The sequence below is a fragment of the uncultured Chryseobacterium sp. genome (assembly GCF_913776365.1).
Taxonomy (GTDB): domain Bacteria; phylum Bacteroidota; class Bacteroidia; order Flavobacteriales; family Weeksellaceae; genus Chryseobacterium.
This window is the reverse complement of the sequence record NZ_CAJYMO010000314.1, coordinates 1-16,699: the sequence shown is the minus strand read 5'-3', so window position 1 is coordinate 16,699 and position 16,699 is coordinate 1. Positions and strand designations below refer to the sequence as shown.

Here is a 16,699-nt window from a genome sequence, read left to right as displayed (position 1 = left end):
CAAAACATGAAACCACCTCAGCGGTTAAGGAATTAACACAGGAACAAAAAGAAGCATTGGCATTATTCTTCAAAACATGGTCTGTTGCCTACACCAACGCTTGCGGCACGACAAATACCGTTTTCTTTCAATCCGATAATGAAGACGGCAGTCCTGCTTTTATCAGAGAATTGGCTTACGCCGTGAATTCGACTTATGATATTTGCTAGGAAATTGCTGAGTAAGTAAAACATCTTAAAAGACTGCCCCTAAAGTGAGACTTTTAGGGGCAGTTTGTTTTCTGGTTAATTTTGGCCCCACTTGGGCTCGAATATTTTTTATTTTTCACTTTATTTATTGAGCTTTAGGACTAGTTTGACTTACAAAGGGGAAAGTATAGGGGAAGCATTTTCTTTAAAACCATGTAAATAAATATAATATTTAAATGATTATTCTATAAAAAAATTACGGAAACCCGTAAAGTTACATTTACAAATATTTGTATATTCGGGAATTACTATAAGTTTAAATCAACAACTAAAATGAATTCTCCAAAACATTTAGGTCATAAACCTATCATTAGTGTAAATGATTATGATAAAATTGATGCACAGTATAGAAATGATACTGATGTAAAAGCTCTATCCATTGGAATTGCACAATATGACTTCAATGAGATTTCTTTAAAAGTTTGGAGACATACAGGAATTAAATGGAGTCGCCAAAATGAAGAGCTACCGCTTCATAGAAATATTGATCTTAATATTCTCCTACTTGCAAGTCTTCTAAAAGATACTACTTCTGATTATCCTAATAGCAATTTAAGAGAGGAAATAGACGATAATTCGAATGTTAAATTAATTCAAGATTACTACAAGGCACACGAAATTTTTTTGAAGCCAAGATTTGAGGAATTACGAGATAAATTAAATGAATTTTTAAAAAAATAATTATTATGAGAGCTTGTTTACATTTTTCTACAAAAGAAAGCAAAGATTCTGTTTTCTATCAAATTTTTAATGAGGATATTAATTTATCTGAAAATGATATTTTACATTATTCAGATTATCACTATAATCTTTTAGATGATGAAGCAAAAAAAAATATTTGACAAATCTGGATTAAAGAAAGGAAAATATATCATAACATTTACAAGAACAGAACCTAATGAATATTGGGGCGACATAAGATATTTATTTTTAAAACCTGCTGAACTTGAATTTTAATAAAGTAATTCTACAATTTGATTAAATATAGGTATCAACAAAAAAATGATTTATAAATCACAAAGAATGATAGAAAAAATTGAAGTTACAGAACGTGAGGAAATTGAACTTGATAATGAATTTGATTCTGATGAACTTGAAGATTTATCGGGAAAAAGAAAAATTTATACAGAACAAGGTGATTTGGAGATAGCGTCCTTATTAGGTAAATATCAAAGAGGAAGACTAAATATTCAACCAGAATATCAACGACAGTTTGTTTGGGACAAAGTTAAATCAAGTAGGTTAATTGAATCTGCATTATTAGACATTCCCTTACCAGTAGTCTACTTATCCGAAGAACAAGATGGAAAAGAAAATGTAATTGATGGTCAACAAAGACTTACTTCATTTTTTTCATTTATAGATGGTAAACTTCCTGATGGAAATGATTTTAAACTTTCTGGCTTAAAAGTTTTTGGAGAGTTAAATGGAAAAAAATTCAAAGAATTATCCGATGAACTTCAAGATAAAATTTCTTACTATAAATTAAGAACAATAAAATTTAAAAAAGAATCTGATAAAGATTTACAGTTTGAAATCTTCGCAAGACTAAATACAGGATCTGTCCCTCTAAACGATCAGGAATTAAGAAATTGTGTCTTTAGAGGAAAATTCAATAATTTATTGAAAGAACTATCTGAAGATTCTGATTTCAGATATATACTAGGTCTAACAGTTTCAGACAAACGGATGAAAGATCGAGAATTGGTTTTACGTTTTGCTGCCTTTCATTTTAATACATATTTAAATTATAAAGCACCAATAAAAAATTTCCTAAATCATACTATGGAAAAGTATCAAGATATTTCCAATAGTGACGAACAAAATTTAAGAAGCGCATTCAAAAATACTGTTCAAATAATCAAAACTCTATTAGATAAAAATTCTTTTAAGAGATTCTATCGTGGTGATGATAAAAACAAAAATGGAAAATGGGAAACTCAAAAGTTTAACGTTTCACTTTTTGACATTTTAATGTATTCCTTTGCAAGAGAAGATAAAAACACCGTTTATCAGAATCTTGATAGAATCAGAGAGGCTTATATAGACTTAATGACAACGGACCAAGTATTCATAGAATCAATTGAACTTTCAACGAGTAGTGTTAAAGCCGTTACAAACAGATTTGATAAGTGGAGAATGGCTTTACAAACAATTTTAGGAATTGGCACAACTGAGCCACGATGTTTTACATTTCAATTAAAGCAAGAATTATATTCAATAAATGATAACTGCACCATTTGTGGAAATAAAATAAGAAACATAGATGATTCTGCGGTTGATCATATTCATCAATATTGGACTGGAGGAAAAACGATACCAACTAATGCAAGATTAACACATAGATATTGTAATAATGCAAGATCTAGAATTGAAACAGAATAATTAAATTCAATATATAATGACAGATAAAGAAAAGATTCAACATCACGACACAATATCAGAGATTAGACAAACTATTGGTAGTTGCTTTGGGGTTGCGGATGGTATATTTGCAGGACATTTTTATGATGAGAAAAGTGCCAAAGAGATTCGAAAATTAGCAGAAGATAATGAAATCAGTCTAAATGAAATATTAGAAATAATCCTTGGTTACTTGTATCGTAAAGGTTTTATTGTTGAGCATATAAATAAAGAATATGGAAAAGCTGAAAGTTTTTTCTCTAAAAAACTGAAATAGAGAAATAATAAAATATTTTGTGATTTTAATTATCTACATTGTGAAAGTTTCCACTACAAAATTATGAAAAGCTCTGAAAACAAAATACATTCAATAATCTCTTTTCTAAAATTTGGTCAGGAAAAGTATATGAAAGATCTCTTTTACAACGGAGATCTTTTTTTAATTCCATTCAATTTTTTAGGAAATTTGAAGACAATGAATTAAAAGGAGATAAATATGAAGGAGTAAGTTCTATACGAAATTTACCATCAGGTACAATTGAAATTCCTAAATTAAGTTACAAAGGAAATTATATTTCAATGCACCTGAGAGAATCCTATGAACATGTTTTAGGAAACATTTATAGTTTGTATTGTATTTCTTCTCATGGTTGGAAAAACCCTAATAATGTCAAAATTGATCGAAGGAATATAGATTTTGGATCTCATTGCGTAATGATCAAAGATCTCCCTAAATTCATGAGTTTGATTGAAGCAAAATTAGGTGAAATGCAATTAGATTTCGAGCATGGATTAATTGATTATTATGATAGAGAAAAAGTAAATAAGAAAATTACATTATTTGAAAAACCATTAGAATTTGAGTATCAAAAAGAATTTAGATTTTATATTCATCGTGAATCTGAAGATTCTATAAAAATATCGATTGGAAGTTTGGAAGAAATTGCGGAATTACATACAACTGAAGATATAGTTGAAACATTGAAACTTCAGAATAAAAGTCATTATAGAGAACATAAAAAAAATTAAATGGTAAAATTAGTAACAAAGGAAAACTATAAAAAAAATCATAAAAAATTCTGAAAAATACGGCATTGAAATGTCTTTTTCCAAGAAAAAAAAGCATACTCGTTAGATAGAGAAACTATTTCTGAAATGTTCCATGGTGCATATGCTAATTTTGCAAAATTAAAAGTTGATGAAAAATATTTTATTAATATTAAATCAACCTTCAAAATAATCTGCGAGTTAGAGAAAGTTTCTCTCATTGACAAACCCAATTCAATTTCAATTGAAAATATTAAAACGTTTTACATCAAAGATTATTACCTCATTACTAGAGATAAATTCAATGGGAGTACCAAGCATAAAATATCAGATTTTTTGGTAAGTTGCGGACATATAAATAAAGGTAGGCTAGAAAATAGAGATTTGTACTCTACACAAAACTCCTATAAATCCTATCAATACTATAATGGCGTAAAAATCCCGAAAGATCTATTTCATCCAATAAAATTGGGGATTAATGACACTTTTTTTTCTGATCATTTCGCCATTGACAATTTTGATTTGCAGTCAAGCATTGTTATTCAGTATTAATTAAATGAAATATAAAAAGTTGTTTTGTAAATTAAAATTAGAAACCAAAAAAGCACCTACAAATGTAAGTGCTTTTCAACGTGGTCCCACTTGGGCTCGAACCAAGGACAACCTGATTATGAGTCAGGGACTCTAACCAACTGAGCTATAGGACCTCAAAAATTTGGTTAAATTTTGTGATTGCAAAAATAGCAAAATTTCTGTTCCTACAAAATTATTTAGGGTTTTTCTTGACATAATTCTACGAGGACACCGTTGGTGGACTTCGGGTGGAGGAAGACAACGAGTTTGTTATCAGCGCCTTCTTTGGGTTCTTCAGAGATAAATTCAAAGCCTTCTTTTTTCAGCCGTTCCACTTCGGCCGCGATATCGTCCACCCCGAAAGCCAGGTGGTGGATGCCTTCGCCTTTTTTGGCAATGAATTTCGAGATGGGACTGTCGGGTTGGCTGGCTTCCAGCAGCTCGATCTTGCTTTCACCGGCGGCGTAAAAGGAGGTCACCACGCCTTCCCGCTCCACGGATTCCTGTTTGTAGGACGGCTGCCCCAGCAGTTTTGCAAAGAGCGCATCGGAAACGCCCAATGACTGTACGGCAATGCCGATGTGTTCCAATTTCATAGTATTTTACAGATTAAGTGGTAAATTTGATAAAGCTTGGTATTTTGAAAGGACCAATTCAAACAAAAATACTAAATTTGCAGGACTTATGGAAAGCAACAGACAAAGAAAAGTAGCACAGATCATACAGGAAGATTTCGCGGAACTGTTCCGCAAACAGGCGGCGGAAAGCAAGCAGAGCATCCTGGTATCGGTTTCGGACGTTAAAGTAACGCCGGACCTGGGGATTGCCAAGATTTACCTCAGCATCTTCCCGCAGGAATTCCGTTCTGCCGTGATGAAGGAGATTGAAGAGAACAAAGCCCAGTACCGTAATTTCCTCGGCCAGAAAATGGCAAAGCAGGTGCGGGTGATCCCCCAGCTGAACTTCTACCTGGATACCGCGCTGGACGATGTGGAAAGGCTGGACCGCGAACTGAGAGGTGAAGGCGACAACCCTATTCTGTAATCCTTGAAGAACATTGCTTTTTATATCGCCTCCAGGTACCTTCTGTCCAGGAAAGGGAGCACCGCCGTTACGTTCATTACGTGGCTGGCCGCAGGCGCTATGACGGTAGCCGTTACGGCAATGTTCGTCATTATTTCCGTCTTCTCAGGACTGGAAGACCTCAACAAGGACCTGATCTCCAACCTGCATGCCGACCTTACCCTGAAAAGCACCACCGGGAAAACGATGAAGGATTTCGACAGGATCAGCAGCATCCTGAAGAACAACAAAGACATCAGCCACTTCTCCAGGGTGATTGAGGAGAAAGTCTATATCAGCTACAACGGCAAAGGCGACATTGCCTATCTCCGCGGCGTGGATTCTGCCTATACCCAGGTGAACCCGATTGACAAGGACGTATTTTACGGTTCCTATCCTAGCTTCAAATATTCCAATGAGGTGCTGATGGAAAATTCCCTGGACAACAGGCTTTCCATTCCGGTCCCTTCCAAGACCAGTTCCGCCACCCTGTTTATGCCGAAACCGGGCACCGGCATCATCAATAAGGAAGAAGACATCTACAACAAAAAAGACATCCTGGTGACCGGCGTATTCCCCGGAAAAGACCAGCTGGACAATTATATCATCGCCCCGGTGGAGCTGACGGAAGAACTGCTCGGCCTGCCTAAGCATTCCGCGTACCAGGTGGTCATCAAGCTTAAAAATCCTGAAAACGCCGATGCCGTAAAGCAGCAGCTGATGTCTTCCCTCGGAGAACCCATCAGAGGCGAAAAAGCACCTTCGGGACAGAAGATCGAGATCAAGACCAAACAAGAAGAGAACGCGGCTTTCTGGAAAATGATCAACACCGAAAAGCTGTTCATCTACCTGATTTTTGCGCTCGTGATCTTCATCACCACCTTCAACCTGGCCGGCGCCATCATCATCCTGCAGCTGGACAAAAAGGAGCAGGCCAAATCCCTGGTTTCGCTGGGCTTTCCTCTGAGCCACCTGCGGCAGGTGTACTTCTACACCGGTGTCCTGATCGTGATTCTGGGAATCGTTTCCGGGCTGATCCTGGGAACCGTCCTCTGCTACTTCCAGCAGTACACGGAATTCTTCAGGGCCAACGAAACATTACCTTTCCCGGTGAAGATCGTAGGAAAAAATTACCTGACGGTTTCCGTCACCGCCGCCCTCCTGGGATTCGGGATTTCATGGGTATTTTCTAAAATCAGCAAGGACTATATTACCAAAAATTAATACAAATCCCGTTCATTTTTTTGTACATTTGTGGCCCAAAATCTAAAAAATGAAGCGGACTTTACTATCGATTATGATGGGCTTGGTATGCACTTCTGCATTTGCCCAGGCACCCAACGGTTATTACGACCAGGCCTCAGGCCTCAGTGGTGCAACTTTAAAATCCAAATTAAAAGAGATTATCACGGCAGGCCATATTGACAATGGCTATGGCGGCTTATGGATTGCCTACCAGACCACCGACCGTGACAACATCGCCGGAATCCCGGGATATGAAAACGACGGGACCATCCTGGACATGTACTCTGAGAACCCGAACGGAACAGACCCTTATTCCTACGCTTACGGTACCAAGCAATGCGGTACCTACGGAGTGGAAGGTGACTGTTACAACCGGGAGCATGTTGTTCCCCAAAGCCTTTTCAATGAAAATTTCCCGATGAAATCGGATGTGCATTTCATCCGCCCTACCGACGGTAAGGTAAACGGGATGCGTTCCAACTACCCTTTCGGAACCGTAGGATCCACTTCTTATGTCTCACAGAACGGATCCAAACTGGGAACTTCCGTATCACCGGGCTATTCCGGGATCGTTTTCGAACCGATCAACGCCTTTAAAGGAGACGTTGCCAGGATGATCTTCTATTTCGTGACAAGATATGAAACCCAGCTTTCCACTTTCTCTTCCGGAAACATGCTCGGCGGTTCTGCTTATCCGGGATTGCAGACATGGGAGCTGAACCAGTTATTGGCATGGCATAATGCAGACCCTGTTTCCCAGGCCGAAATTGCGAGAAACAATGCTTCCTACACCTTCCAGGGGAACAGAAACCCGTTCATCGACCATCCTGAATACGCGAACCAGATCTGGGGAGCGCCGGTAGTGGACAATGAAGCGCCTACCGCGGCCACCAACGTAACGGCTTCCAACCCTACCGCCAGTTCCGTTACCTTAACCTGGACCGCAGGTACCGACAACATCGGCGTTGCAGGATATGACGTTTATGTAAACGGAACGCTGTACAGTACCGTTTCAGGAACTACCGCTACCGTAACCGGGCTGAGCCCGCTGACGACCTATGCTTTCTATGTGATCACCAGAGATGCCTACGGAAACCCTTCTCCGATGAGCAACACCGCTTCGGCTACTACCCTTGCCGGACAGCCGGCAGCCAACGGATGCGGATCTGAAAACTTTGAAACCATTCCTCCGGCATCTACGTCATACACTACGCAGACCTGGACCAACAACAATATTACCTGGACGGCTACGGACGCAAGAACAGACCAGAACATCCTAGGAACAACCAATAGGGCCATCACCATCCGTAATGGAAGCTTAACCAGCTCCACCATCAGCGGAGGGATCCAGAGCCTGAGCGCAAGGGCACAGCTGAAATTTTCCGGAAACCCGGGAAGCCTTGACGTGAAAGTAAACGGGGTGACCGTAGGAACCATTCCTTATACCAATGCTTCAACTGAGCTGGTAACGATCAACAACATCAATGTGAGCGGAAATATCGTGATCAGCATCGTTAATCCGGTAACCGGCGCAAGAGTTGCCATCGATGATCTGAGCTGGTCATGCTACAGCGGTTCATTAGCCACCGTTGAAACGGCAAAAGAAAAATCAGGATTTGTCATCTACCCTAATCCGGTAAGAAACAATGAGCTTTCCGTAAAAGGGGAAAACCTGGAAAAAATCTCGAAAGTCTCCATTTATGACCTTTCAGGAAAACTGATCCGCACCGTGGAGAACCCTTTCAGACATTCCAACAAGATCCATCTGAACGGACTGGCAAAAGGAACCTACATCCTGGCTGCCGATGCATTCTCCGCAAAATTCATCGTGGAATAATTTATCTAAAATATTTTACCTTAAAGACCGATTGTATCGGTCTTTTTTTTATTTTTGGACTTATGGATTCCAATAAAAAATTAGGCCTTATCGGAAAAAACATCGCCTACTCTTTTTCCCAGAAATTTTTTGAAAACAAATTCCAAAAACTGATGCTGAAAGGATACTCCTACCGCATCTTTGACGTGGCCGGAGAAGAAGGCATACAAGCCGTGCTTTCAGATCCGGGACTGCTGGGCTGCAATGTAACGATTCCCTACAAGGAAAAAATCATCCCTCACCTGGATGCCCTGAGCGACGAAGCAAAGGAAATCGGGGCTGTAAACTGTGTCCGTATTGAAAACGGCAGGAAAACGGGATACAATACCGATGCTTTCGGGTTTGAAAAGACGCTTCTCCTCCACCGGAAGCCCCATCAGGACACCGCACTGATCCTGGGGGACGGCGGTGCTGCAAAAGCCGTACGGTATGTGCTGGACAAGCTGGGCATTTCCAGCCTCACCGTCTCCAGGAAATCCGAGATCAGCTTTGACAACCTGGATGAAGAAACGGTACGGCAGCATAAAATCATCGTGCAGTGCACACCGGTGGGGACGTTTCCCAATGTGGAAGACTGCCTGGAATTCCCTTTTGAAGGACTTTCTGAGGAGCACCTGGTCATCGACCTCATCTACAACCCGGATTATACCCGGTTTATCCTGAATGCTGCGGGAAAGAAAGCAAAAACCGTCAACGGCTATTACATGCTTGAACAGCAGGCAGAAAAAGCCTGGGAAATTTGGAATTTTTAAAAAAAATAACATAACTTAGTATTTTAATTGGCTTTTAGCTATATTTAAGGGATAATAACGCCACTCACAATAAAAGATTTGCTATGACTACAGAAAATCATCTGTCAGAAAACGAAGAACAAAGGGATTCCCAGGAATCGCCTCAGCAGGAAACTCCGGAAATCCAGGAATCTGCGGCTGAAACAGCACATGAAAAGGAAACTCCGGAAGAAGAAGCTCCGCAGGAAGAAATTACACATGAAGAAGAGCATGAGGAGACTGCCCTTTCCCTGGCTGATACGCTGAAGGAGATGGAAAAGATCATCAATGCCCCCAATGCCGGTGAGGAATTCAAAAAATTCAGTCAGCTGAAAGAAAAAGCAAATCATTACATCCATGATGAAGTGGAAGACAAAAAGCATGAGTATGAAGAAGCCGGGAATGCTCCTGAAAACTTCAGCTATGAACATCCTTTCCAGTCAAGACTGTCTGCACTGGTGAATATCTTCAGGGAAAAGCACGACCAGTTCCAGAAAGGCCAGGAAGAAGAACAGAAAAAGAACCTGGACCACCGCCAGGATATCATTGAAAGGCTTAAAAACCTGTATACCAATTCCGAACCGGGAACCAACCTCTTCAAATCCATCCGCGAGATCAAGGAAGAGTGGTCCAAAGCCGGGCAGGTTGCCAAATCCGAATTCAGGATCCTGAACAACAACTATTTCCATCACCTGAACCAGTTTTACCAGATGCTGGACCTGAACAAGGAATTCCTGGAGCAGGAATACAGCCACAACCTGGAAAAGAGGCAGCACATCATCGAACGCGCCAGACAGCTAGAACATGAGCCGGTGATCCAGAAAGCGCTTAACGAGCTGCAGTACCTGCACAAACTCTGGAAAGAAGAGGCAGAGCCGGTAGCAGAAGAATTCCGTGAAAAAACATGGGAAGAGTTCAAGGAAATCTCCAATAAAATCCATGAAAGGAAATCTGAGCTTTCCGCCAGCATTGAAACGGAACAGAACGCCAACCTGGAAAAGAAAAACCAGATTATTGCCGAAATTAAAAAACTGTCGGAGCCTTCCGAGAATCCGAATCATAATTATTGGCAGAATGCCATCAGGAAAGTAGAGGAACTGCGTTCGGAATTCCTGAAAACAGGAAGCGTACCGAGAAAATTATCCAATCAGAACTGGAATGATTTCAAAGCGACCCTCCGGAATTTCAATACGACAAAGAATACCTATTACAAATCGCTGAAGGGCTCACAACAGACCAACCTGGAGGAAAAGCTGAAACTGATACAGACCGCCAAGGATAACCAGAACAATGAAGAATGGGATATTTCCGTACCGCTGTTCAAAAAACTTCAGGATGACTGGAAGAAAATAGGCCATGTGCCGAAGAGCATGACCAATAAGATCTGGGACGAGTTCCGGGATGCCTGTAATGCCTTCTTCAATAACTACCGCGAAAAGAGCAATGCCTCAACGGACAACTGGAAGGAAAACTATAAAAACAAAAAGGCCGTCCTGGATGAGCTGAAAACCGTTTCCAACGAAGAAGGAAGCATCGAAAGAATCGAAGCCATCAAAACGGCGTGGAACAACATCGGTAAAGTACCGAGAGACAAGATCTCCATCAACTCGGAATTCAATAAGACGCTGAGGGAAAAACTCAAGCTCAATAAGATCAATGAGTTCGACCTGAAAGAAGAGGGATTATCCGAGAACCAGCTGACCGATAAGGCAAGAAAAATCAAGAACCAGATCGCTGACCTTGAAGCTGAAATTGTAAAGCTGGAGAACAACCTTTCTTTCTTCAAGAACCCGTCAAGGGAAAACCTGTTGCTGAGGGATACCTACACCTCCATCGACGATAAGAAAGCCCATCTGGAAACCCTGAGACAGAATCTTCACAGCATCATTGCCGGAGAATAGACCAACATAACCTTATAACAGGCGGAGCAAAGCAATTTGACTTCGCCTTTTTTATTCATACATACTATGCAGGACGAATTTTACATTAAAAGATGTATTGAGCTGGCGCAGAAAGCCCTGGGCAACACCTATCCGAACCCGATGGTCGGAAGCGTGATTGTCCATAACGGAAAAATCATCGGGGAAGGCTATCACCGGAAAGCCGGCGAGCCGCATGCGGAAATCAATGCCATCAGTTCGGTACGGGATAAGACGCTGATCCCGGAATCTACGATTTATGTTTCCTTAGAGCCGTGTGCCCATTACGGAAAAACACCGCCCTGCGCCCTGAAGATCATAGAACTCGGATTTAAAAAGGTAGTCATCGGGGCCATGGATTCCCATGACAAAGTGAACGGAAAAGGAAAAAAAATGATCCAGGATGCCGATATCGAGGTGGTTTCCGGAGTACTGGAAGAAGCGTGCATTGCCCTGAATAAAAGATTTTTCACCTATCATGAGAAGCAGCGGCCTTACATTATCCTGAAATGGGCGGAATCCGGAGATGGTTTCCTGGACAGGGATTTCAGCCCCTGCCCTATTTCCAACGGACTCGTCAACCAGCTGGTCCATCAGATGAGAGCTGATGAGCATGCCATCCTGGTAGGAACCCGCACTGCCCTGAACGATAACCCCGGGTTAACCGTCAGGAATGTAAACGGTAAAAACCCGGTGAGGATCCTTATCGATTTTGAACTGAAGGTACCGGCACATTTCAATATCCTGAATCAGGAAGCAACGACCCTGGTCATCAATTCGCTTAAAGAGGAAGTACAGGGAAATATTCACTGGATCAGAGTCGGAAAAGAAGATTTTCTTTCTGAGCTCATGAAAGCGCTTTACCGGGAGCAGATTCAATCCGTGATTATCGAAGGCGGAAGAAGTATCTTGCAGCAGTTCATTGATGCCGGCCTGTGGGATGAAGCAGTGGTCATCCGCAATCATGATCTGCAGCTCCATAACGGTACAAAAGCACCGGCATTCAATTTTAGCAACCATAAAAGTAAAACCTTTAGAAATAATTCAGTTTCATTTTATATTAACAAATAATTAATAAATTCATTAATTATATTGTAATTTTTCAGTAATTTAGTTAACAGTTAACCAATAACAGAATTATTATGAAAAATCTAAAAAAATTCAAGACTCTGACCAGAGAAAATTTAAAGAAAATTTCGGGTGCCGTTAAGGCTCCATGGGTGGAAGACGGCTGTGGCTGGCCTTTATGCATGAACCAATTCGGAAGGTGTTCGGCATTTGCCTGTGGCGGCGGAGAAGAGATTTAAAAAAGTAATAAGATGAGCCTTTTACAGGCTCATTTTTATTTTAGGCACATAAGGTGTATTTTTGCAGTGCTAAAGCCGGTAGTAATGACGTTCGAATATAAAACCATAGAACAGCCCATAGAAAACATCCTCCTGAAAGAAAAAGGAAGCAAATTCATCGGATTTGCTTTTCCGGTGAATAATGAGCAGGAGCTCAAAGCTGCACTGGACAAAGTAAGGAATGAACACCCGAAGGCTACACACCATTGTTATGCTTTCCGGATGGGCCTGAACGGGGAACTTTACCGTGCGAACGATGACGGCGAACCTTCAGGAAGTGCCGGACTTCCCATATACAACCAGCTTCTGGCCCATGAAATTACGAATGTACTGGTCATTTCCGTGCGTTATTACGGCGGAACGAAACTGGGCGTTTCCGGATTGGTGAAAGCCTATAAGGAATCTGCCAAGATCACCCTGGAAGAGGCGGTTATTATTACCCGGGAACTGGAAGATGAGATCATCATCCGTTTTAATTTCAGTCAGCAGAACACCATTTTTACGCTGCTTTCAAAATATGAGGCAAAGATAATCCATTTCGATGCCCTGGAAAGAGCAGTCATTACAGCCCGTATAAAAATAAAGGACCGGGAGCGGATTATGGAAGCGTTCAGCAATATGCAGTCAGTGGATACAGAGTGATGAATCCGTTTTACAGATCTGTCCGTTTTCCGGTAACAGGATTATAAAGAAATACAGAGACCTGCAGACCGGCATATTTCTGCTTCAGGCGTTCTGCAATTTTCCGGTAGATTTCCGGTTCGGGAAGAGGCACCAGCCTCATTTCCGCCATTGCCCAGTCCTGCAGCCCTATACAAACCTCCTTTTGATTTTCAGGATGAGCATAATGAGGTAATTTGATGAAAATGCATTTCATTGCAGGCCTCTGAGGAAAACAGATATACAGATAAGCATTTTTTCCGGAATACAGGTTAAATGAAAAATACTGGTACCACATACCGGAGAAACTGAAAACGGGCAGTATAAACCAAATTACAGTCCAGTATGCCTGACGTATACAGAATCTTCTGTCCTGAACCGGCAAAGGTTGCCTGTATACCACGAAGAGAAGGCAGATCATAAAGAGGTTCCAGAACCAGACAACGGAATTATATTGTAATCCAAACGGTCCGATGAAAAGCAGGATGCCCAGATGCATGAAAACCAGCATATAACTGACCGGTTTTTTATTTTTCATCCGGTAAAGCAATACAGCCAGCATGATTTCGGTTAAGGGAATCAATAGTCCTGCAAAGAATAGTTTATAGGTAAGAATAAGCGGTAACGGAAAATGCAGGTAACCGGTAAGAATCATTTTCACCCATACTTCAGAAAGAAATACCCTGCTGAACTTATGAAGTCCGCTGAACAGGTAAACGGATACCAGCAGCCAGTGTACCAGCAGTATTATGTTCCGGGGTTTCATGAAATTAATGATCAGCACAAGCAGGATACACAGGTACATATATTCCCACGGCTGCCATCTCACTGTATCGAGAGCACAGCTCAGCAGTTCGGCTGCAAACAGCAGGATAAGAAGAAAACGGTTCTGCTTAAACAGAAGAATGGCCAGTAAAGCAAGAAAGGAGAAAAACAGCAGTATTACATGCACAGAACCCGGAATATGATCCAGGGCTTCTGACGGCGCAATAACAGGATATTCCCTATCCACCACCCATGCTTTGTAAGTCCAGGCTTTTGTGATAAACCAGAAGAAGGCCAGTATTTTTATCAGGTAAACCACCTGTCTTTCCCGGGTCAGAAATATTTTTATTTGCATCAGAAGGATTTGTCTTCAAAAATACCGAATACTATACAAATAAAAAATATCCCGGTCATAATAACCGGGATATAAGCTTATTTCAGGTAAAAAAATCAATCCCTTCTCCCTCCCATCAGCAGCGATGCCCAGTATAACAGCTGGGCCAGCGATCCGATAGCTGCCACCACATAGGTCCTGGCTGCCCATTTCAGGCTGTCCTGAACGCCTACATATTCTTCAGCCGTTACCGTGCCGGTATCCTTCAGCCATTTCATTGCCCGGTTACTGGCATCATATTCTACAGGAAGGGTAATGAATGCAAAAAGCGTGGTGAAAGCAAACATAACTACACCAATTGCCAGTACCATCCGGTTGCCCTGCGGATTTTCAATGCTCCGGGTAGCTACCATCAGCATAATGCCGGCAATCAGTACAAACTGCATCAGATTGGAGCTGATTTGCACCACCGGTACCAGTTTTGAGCGCAGCTGAAGCATGGAATACCCTACTTTGTGCTGCACGGCATGGCCACATTCATGGGCCGCTACAGCAGCAGCGGCAGCGTTCCGCTGCATGTACACCGCTTCTGATAAATTGACGGTTTTGTTTTCCGGATTATAATGGTCGGTCAGTTGTCCAGGAACCGAGGTGACCTGTACATCATTGATCCCGTTATCCCTCAGCATCTTTTCTGCCACTTCCTTTCCGGACATGCCATTGCGCAAGTGGACTCTGGAATAATGCTCGAATTTGGACTTCAGGCGGGAAGAAACCCACCAACTGACCAGCATCGATATTCCTATTATAACATAATATCCTATCATCTCTTATTCCTTAAATAATACAAATTTCATCCCATATGCTGTAAAAACTGTGCCAAAGTATTGTATTTAATTAGCTATATTTGCTTATTAATTCTGCCCAGAACACTATGTCCAAAGTTTCAGTTATTGAGGTAAAAACACCGGCTCAGCTTAAAGAATTCGTAAGATTTCCGATGGATCTCTACAAGAACAATCCGTATTACGTACCTTCCTTTGTTAAAGATGAACTTAAAATCTGGGACCGGAAGGAGAATCCGGCACTCGAATACTCGGAGGCAAAGCAGTTCTTGGCAAAAAAAGAAGGAAAAACCGCAGGGAGAATTGCTGTGATGATCAATCACAAGGAGGCAAAAGAGCTGGGTATTGAAAAAGTACGTTTCGGCTGGATTGACTTTATCGATGACAAAGAAGTTTCGGAAGCACTGATCCGGAAAGCCATCGACTACGCGAAAGAGAAAAACATCAGCAAAATCGAAGGACCGATGGGCTTTACCAACCTCGATAAAGCAGGGATGCTGACGATGGGCTTCGACAAACTGGCCACCATGATCGGGATTTACAACCATGCTTATTATCCACAGCATATGGAAGCGCTGGGTCTCGTCAAGGAAAAGGAATGGGTGGAATTTGAAATGAATTTCCCGGAAGTCCTTCCCGCCAAAGTAGAAAAATTCAGCGGGCTAATTGCACAGAAATACAAACTTAAAGTCCTGCATTTCAAATCGAAGGAGGAGATCCTCCCTTATGTGGAACCGATGTTCAGATTGCTGGACGAAACCTATAAACACCTTTCCACCTACACTCCCATTTCAGCGGAGCAGATTACAACCTATAAGGAAAAATATTTCCCGCTCATCGACAAAAATTACGTCATCTGTGTAGTGGATGAACATGAAGAACTGGTATCCTTCGCCATTACCATGCCTTCCTATTCCAGGGCATTGCAGAAGTCCAAAGGAAAGCTCCTGCCTTTCGGATGGTGGCATTTTCTGCAGGCAGGAAAGAAAAATGACAGGGCCAATTTTTACCTGATCGGGATTCATCCGGAATACCAGCGGCGCGGAGTGACAGCCATTATTTTCAAAGAGATTTTTGTGAGGTTTACCAGTATGGGAATCAAATTTGCTGAAACCAATCCGGAACTGGAGGAAAACAAAAGCGTGCAGGTCTTATGGCAGGATTATAATCCGGTAAACCACAAAAAAAGAAAAACCTACTCGCTGGATATCGGTGAAGGCCGCTAAGGCGTTTGCTGACAAAAAAAAACGGGACCTCCTGCTAACCTATACCTTATGAGACCACACCTGATTATTTTCGGAATTCTGATTGCCGGATTTATTGTTTTCAACCTCTTTTTCCAGTCGGACAGCGACCGGACAAATACGGCGATCAACATTGTCTATGCAAGCGTACTCTTCGGTTATATTTCCTTTATGGCCTATTCCCTGCTCAGGAAAATGCGGAAATAAACACTAATTTTTATTGATTCTAAATTACCGCTTTTCCCGATTTTAATTCCACTTTTAAGCCGATTAATTTCATGCTTTCTTGTTTATTCGCTAAATTTGCAAATTGAGATAATAATGCAAAAATGAATTTACCTGAAAGTTATATTCCAATCCTT

Annotated in this window: 20 protein-coding genes and 1 tRNA gene; 17 read left to right on the top strand and 4 right to left on the bottom strand. The window is 41.3% G+C overall.

Annotation, left to right across the window (positions count from 1 at the left end; all coding sequences use genetic code 11):
- The 7 genes from QZ735_RS16660 to QZ735_RS16630 all read left to right on the top strand — a co-directional run.
- A partial coding sequence (locus tag QZ735_RS16660; protein ID WP_294250792.1) for a hypothetical protein occupies positions 1 to 209 on the top strand: 209 nt, incomplete at its 5' end.
- Positions 210 to 521: 312 nt separating this feature from the next.
- Entirely contained in the window at positions 522 to 929 is a 408-nt protein-coding gene (locus QZ735_RS16655; protein ID WP_294250789.1) for a DUF6530 family protein, read from the top strand.
- A gap of 5 nt (positions 930 to 934) precedes the next feature.
- On the top strand, positions 935 to 1,090 hold the full coding sequence (locus tag QZ735_RS16650) for a hypothetical protein (protein ID WP_294250785.1): 156 nt from the start codon (positions 935 to 937) through the stop codon (positions 1,088 to 1,090).
- A 181-nt stretch (positions 1,091 to 1,271) separates the two neighbouring features.
- Entirely contained in the window at positions 1,272 to 2,633 is a 1,362-nt protein-coding gene (locus tag QZ735_RS16645) for a DUF262 domain-containing protein (RefSeq protein WP_294250782.1), read from the top strand.
- A 16-nt stretch (positions 2,634 to 2,649) separates the two neighbouring features.
- Positions 2,650 to 2,928, top strand: coding sequence for a hypothetical protein (locus QZ735_RS16640; protein WP_294250778.1), 279 nt, complete (start codon positions 2,650 to 2,652; stop codon positions 2,926 to 2,928).
- 302 nt (positions 2,929 to 3,230) lie between these two features.
- Positions 3,231 to 3,680 carry a hypothetical protein gene (locus QZ735_RS16635; RefSeq protein ID WP_294250776.1) on the top strand — a complete coding sequence of 150 codons (450 nt, stop codon included), beginning with the start codon at positions 3,231 to 3,233 and terminating at the stop codon, positions 3,678 to 3,680.
- Positions 3,681 to 3,806: 126 nt separating this feature from the next.
- Positions 3,807 to 4,250, top strand: a complete 444-nt coding sequence (locus tag QZ735_RS16630) for a hypothetical protein (RefSeq protein WP_294250773.1) — start codon at positions 3,807 to 3,809, stop codon at positions 4,248 to 4,250.
- A gap of 81 nt (positions 4,251 to 4,331) precedes the next feature.
- Here the strand turns inward: QZ735_RS16630 and QZ735_RS16625 are convergent.
- Together QZ735_RS16625 and mce are read right to left on the bottom strand one after the other, a co-directional pair.
- Positions 4,332 to 4,405: transfer RNA gene (locus QZ735_RS16625), tRNA-Ile, on the bottom strand.
- Between the two features lie 63 nt (positions 4,406 to 4,468).
- A complete protein-coding gene (gene mce / locus QZ735_RS16620) occupies positions 4,469 to 4,867 on the bottom strand; it encodes a methylmalonyl-CoA epimerase (RefSeq protein WP_294250771.1) in 399 nt (132 codons plus the stop codon).
- 88 nt (positions 4,868 to 4,955) lie between these two features.
- Between mce and rbfA the strand changes: the two genes are divergently transcribed.
- The 8 genes from rbfA to QZ735_RS16580 all read left to right on the top strand — a co-directional run bounded on the left by rbfA (position 4,956) and on the right by QZ735_RS16580 (position 13,131).
- A complete protein-coding gene (gene rbfA / locus QZ735_RS16615; RefSeq protein WP_294250768.1) occupies positions 4,956 to 5,315 on the top strand; it encodes a 30S ribosome-binding factor RbfA in 360 nt (119 codons plus the stop codon).
- 3 nt (positions 5,316 to 5,318) lie between these two features.
- On the top strand, positions 5,319 to 6,557 hold the full coding sequence (locus QZ735_RS16610; RefSeq protein ID WP_294250765.1) for an ABC transporter permease: 1,239 nt from the start codon (positions 5,319 to 5,321) through the stop codon (positions 6,555 to 6,557).
- Positions 6,558 to 6,606: 49 nt separating this feature from the next.
- A complete protein-coding gene (locus tag QZ735_RS16605) occupies positions 6,607 to 8,415 on the top strand; it encodes an endonuclease (RefSeq protein WP_294250762.1) in 1,809 nt (602 codons plus the stop codon).
- Between the two features lie 62 nt (positions 8,416 to 8,477).
- On the top strand, positions 8,478 to 9,206 hold the full coding sequence (locus QZ735_RS16600) for a shikimate dehydrogenase (RefSeq protein WP_294250759.1): 729 nt from the start codon (positions 8,478 to 8,480) through the stop codon (positions 9,204 to 9,206).
- A gap of 83 nt (positions 9,207 to 9,289) precedes the next feature.
- Positions 9,290 to 11,125 (top strand): DUF349 domain-containing protein, encoded by a 1,836-nt coding sequence (locus QZ735_RS16595; RefSeq protein WP_294250756.1) that lies wholly within the window; start codon positions 9,290 to 9,292, stop codon positions 11,123 to 11,125.
- 66 nt (positions 11,126 to 11,191) lie between these two features.
- A complete protein-coding gene (ribD, locus tag QZ735_RS16590; protein ID WP_294250754.1) occupies positions 11,192 to 12,214 on the top strand; it encodes a bifunctional diaminohydroxyphosphoribosylaminopyrimidine deaminase/5-amino-6-(5-phosphoribosylamino)uracil reductase RibD in 1,023 nt (340 codons plus the stop codon).
- 71 nt (positions 12,215 to 12,285) lie between these two features.
- The gene (locus QZ735_RS16585) at positions 12,286 to 12,450 is read left to right on the top strand and encodes a hypothetical protein (RefSeq protein WP_294250751.1); all 165 of its coding nucleotides are present in this window, start codon (positions 12,286 to 12,288) and stop codon (positions 12,448 to 12,450) included.
- Between the two features lie 84 nt (positions 12,451 to 12,534).
- Positions 12,535 to 13,131: a YigZ family protein gene (locus QZ735_RS16580; protein WP_294250748.1), complete on the top strand. Its 597-nt coding sequence runs from the start codon at positions 12,535 to 12,537 to the stop codon at positions 13,129 to 13,131.
- 10 nt (positions 13,132 to 13,141) lie between these two features.
- On the opposite strand, the gene QZ735_RS16575 is transcribed toward QZ735_RS16580, so the two are convergent.
- Together QZ735_RS16575 and QZ735_RS16570 are read right to left on the bottom strand one after the other, a co-directional pair.
- Complete coding sequence (locus tag QZ735_RS16575; RefSeq protein ID WP_294250746.1) at positions 13,142 to 14,269, bottom strand: hypothetical protein; 1,128 nt, start codon at positions 14,267 to 14,269, stop codon at positions 13,142 to 13,144.
- Between the two features lie 95 nt (positions 14,270 to 14,364).
- Complete coding sequence (locus tag QZ735_RS16570) at positions 14,365 to 15,075, bottom strand: zinc metallopeptidase (RefSeq protein WP_294250744.1); 711 nt, start codon at positions 15,073 to 15,075, stop codon at positions 14,365 to 14,367.
- 107 nt (positions 15,076 to 15,182) lie between these two features.
- Between QZ735_RS16570 and QZ735_RS16565 the strand changes: the two genes are divergently transcribed.
- Positions 15,183 to 16,319, top strand: a complete 1,137-nt coding sequence (locus QZ735_RS16565; RefSeq protein WP_294250742.1) for a GTP cyclohydrolase — start codon at positions 15,183 to 15,185, stop codon at positions 16,317 to 16,319.
- A 48-nt stretch (positions 16,320 to 16,367) separates the two neighbouring features.
- Entirely contained in the window at positions 16,368 to 16,544 is a 177-nt protein-coding gene (locus QZ735_RS16560; protein ID WP_294250740.1) for a hypothetical protein, read from the top strand.
- The last annotated feature ends 155 nt before the right edge of the window (positions 16,545 to 16,699 follow it).

Coding starts and splice junctions, on each gene's coding strand:
- QZ735_RS16630 (WP_294250773.1), top strand. CDS start 3,807: ATGTTCCATGGTGCATATGCTAATTTTGCAAAATTAAAAGTTGATGAA.
- QZ735_RS16585 (WP_294250751.1), top strand. CDS start 12,286: ATGAAAAATCTAAAAAAATTCAAGACTCTGACCAGAGAAAATTTAAAG.
- QZ735_RS16575 (WP_294250746.1), bottom strand. CDS start 14,269: ATGCAAATAAAAATATTTCTGACCCGGGAAAGACAGGTGGTTTACCTG.
- QZ735_RS16600 (WP_294250759.1), top strand. CDS start 8,478: ATGGATTCCAATAAAAAATTAGGCCTTATCGGAAAAAACATCGCCTAC.
- QZ735_RS16565 (WP_294250742.1), top strand. CDS start 15,183: ATGTCCAAAGTTTCAGTTATTGAGGTAAAAACACCGGCTCAGCTTAAA.
- QZ735_RS16605 (WP_294250762.1), top strand. CDS start 6,607: ATGAAGCGGACTTTACTATCGATTATGATGGGCTTGGTATGCACTTCT.
- rbfA (WP_294250768.1), top strand. CDS start 4,956: ATGGAAAGCAACAGACAAAGAAAAGTAGCACAGATCATACAGGAAGAT.
- mce (WP_294250771.1), bottom strand. CDS start 4,867: ATGAAATTGGAACACATCGGCATTGCCGTACAGTCATTGGGCGTTTCC.
- QZ735_RS16580 (WP_294250748.1), top strand. CDS start 12,535: ATGACGTTCGAATATAAAACCATAGAACAGCCCATAGAAAACATCCTC.
- QZ735_RS16595 (WP_294250756.1), top strand. CDS start 9,290: ATGACTACAGAAAATCATCTGTCAGAAAACGAAGAACAAAGGGATTCC.
- ribD (WP_294250754.1), top strand. CDS start 11,192: ATGCAGGACGAATTTTACATTAAAAGATGTATTGAGCTGGCGCAGAAA.
- QZ735_RS16570 (WP_294250744.1), bottom strand. CDS start 15,075: ATGATAGGATATTATGTTATAATAGGAATATCGATGCTGGTCAGTTGG.
- QZ735_RS16635 (WP_294250776.1), top strand. CDS start 3,231: ATGCACCTGAGAGAATCCTATGAACATGTTTTAGGAAACATTTATAGT.
- QZ735_RS16650 (WP_294250785.1), top strand. CDS start 935: ATGAGAGCTTGTTTACATTTTTCTACAAAAGAAAGCAAAGATTCTGTT.
- QZ735_RS16655 (WP_294250789.1), top strand. CDS start 522: ATGAATTCTCCAAAACATTTAGGTCATAAACCTATCATTAGTGTAAAT.
- QZ735_RS16560 (WP_294250740.1), top strand. CDS start 16,368: ATGAGACCACACCTGATTATTTTCGGAATTCTGATTGCCGGATTTATT.
- QZ735_RS16645 (WP_294250782.1), top strand. CDS start 1,272: ATGATAGAAAAAATTGAAGTTACAGAACGTGAGGAAATTGAACTTGAT.
- QZ735_RS16640 (WP_294250778.1), top strand. CDS start 2,650: ATGACAGATAAAGAAAAGATTCAACATCACGACACAATATCAGAGATT.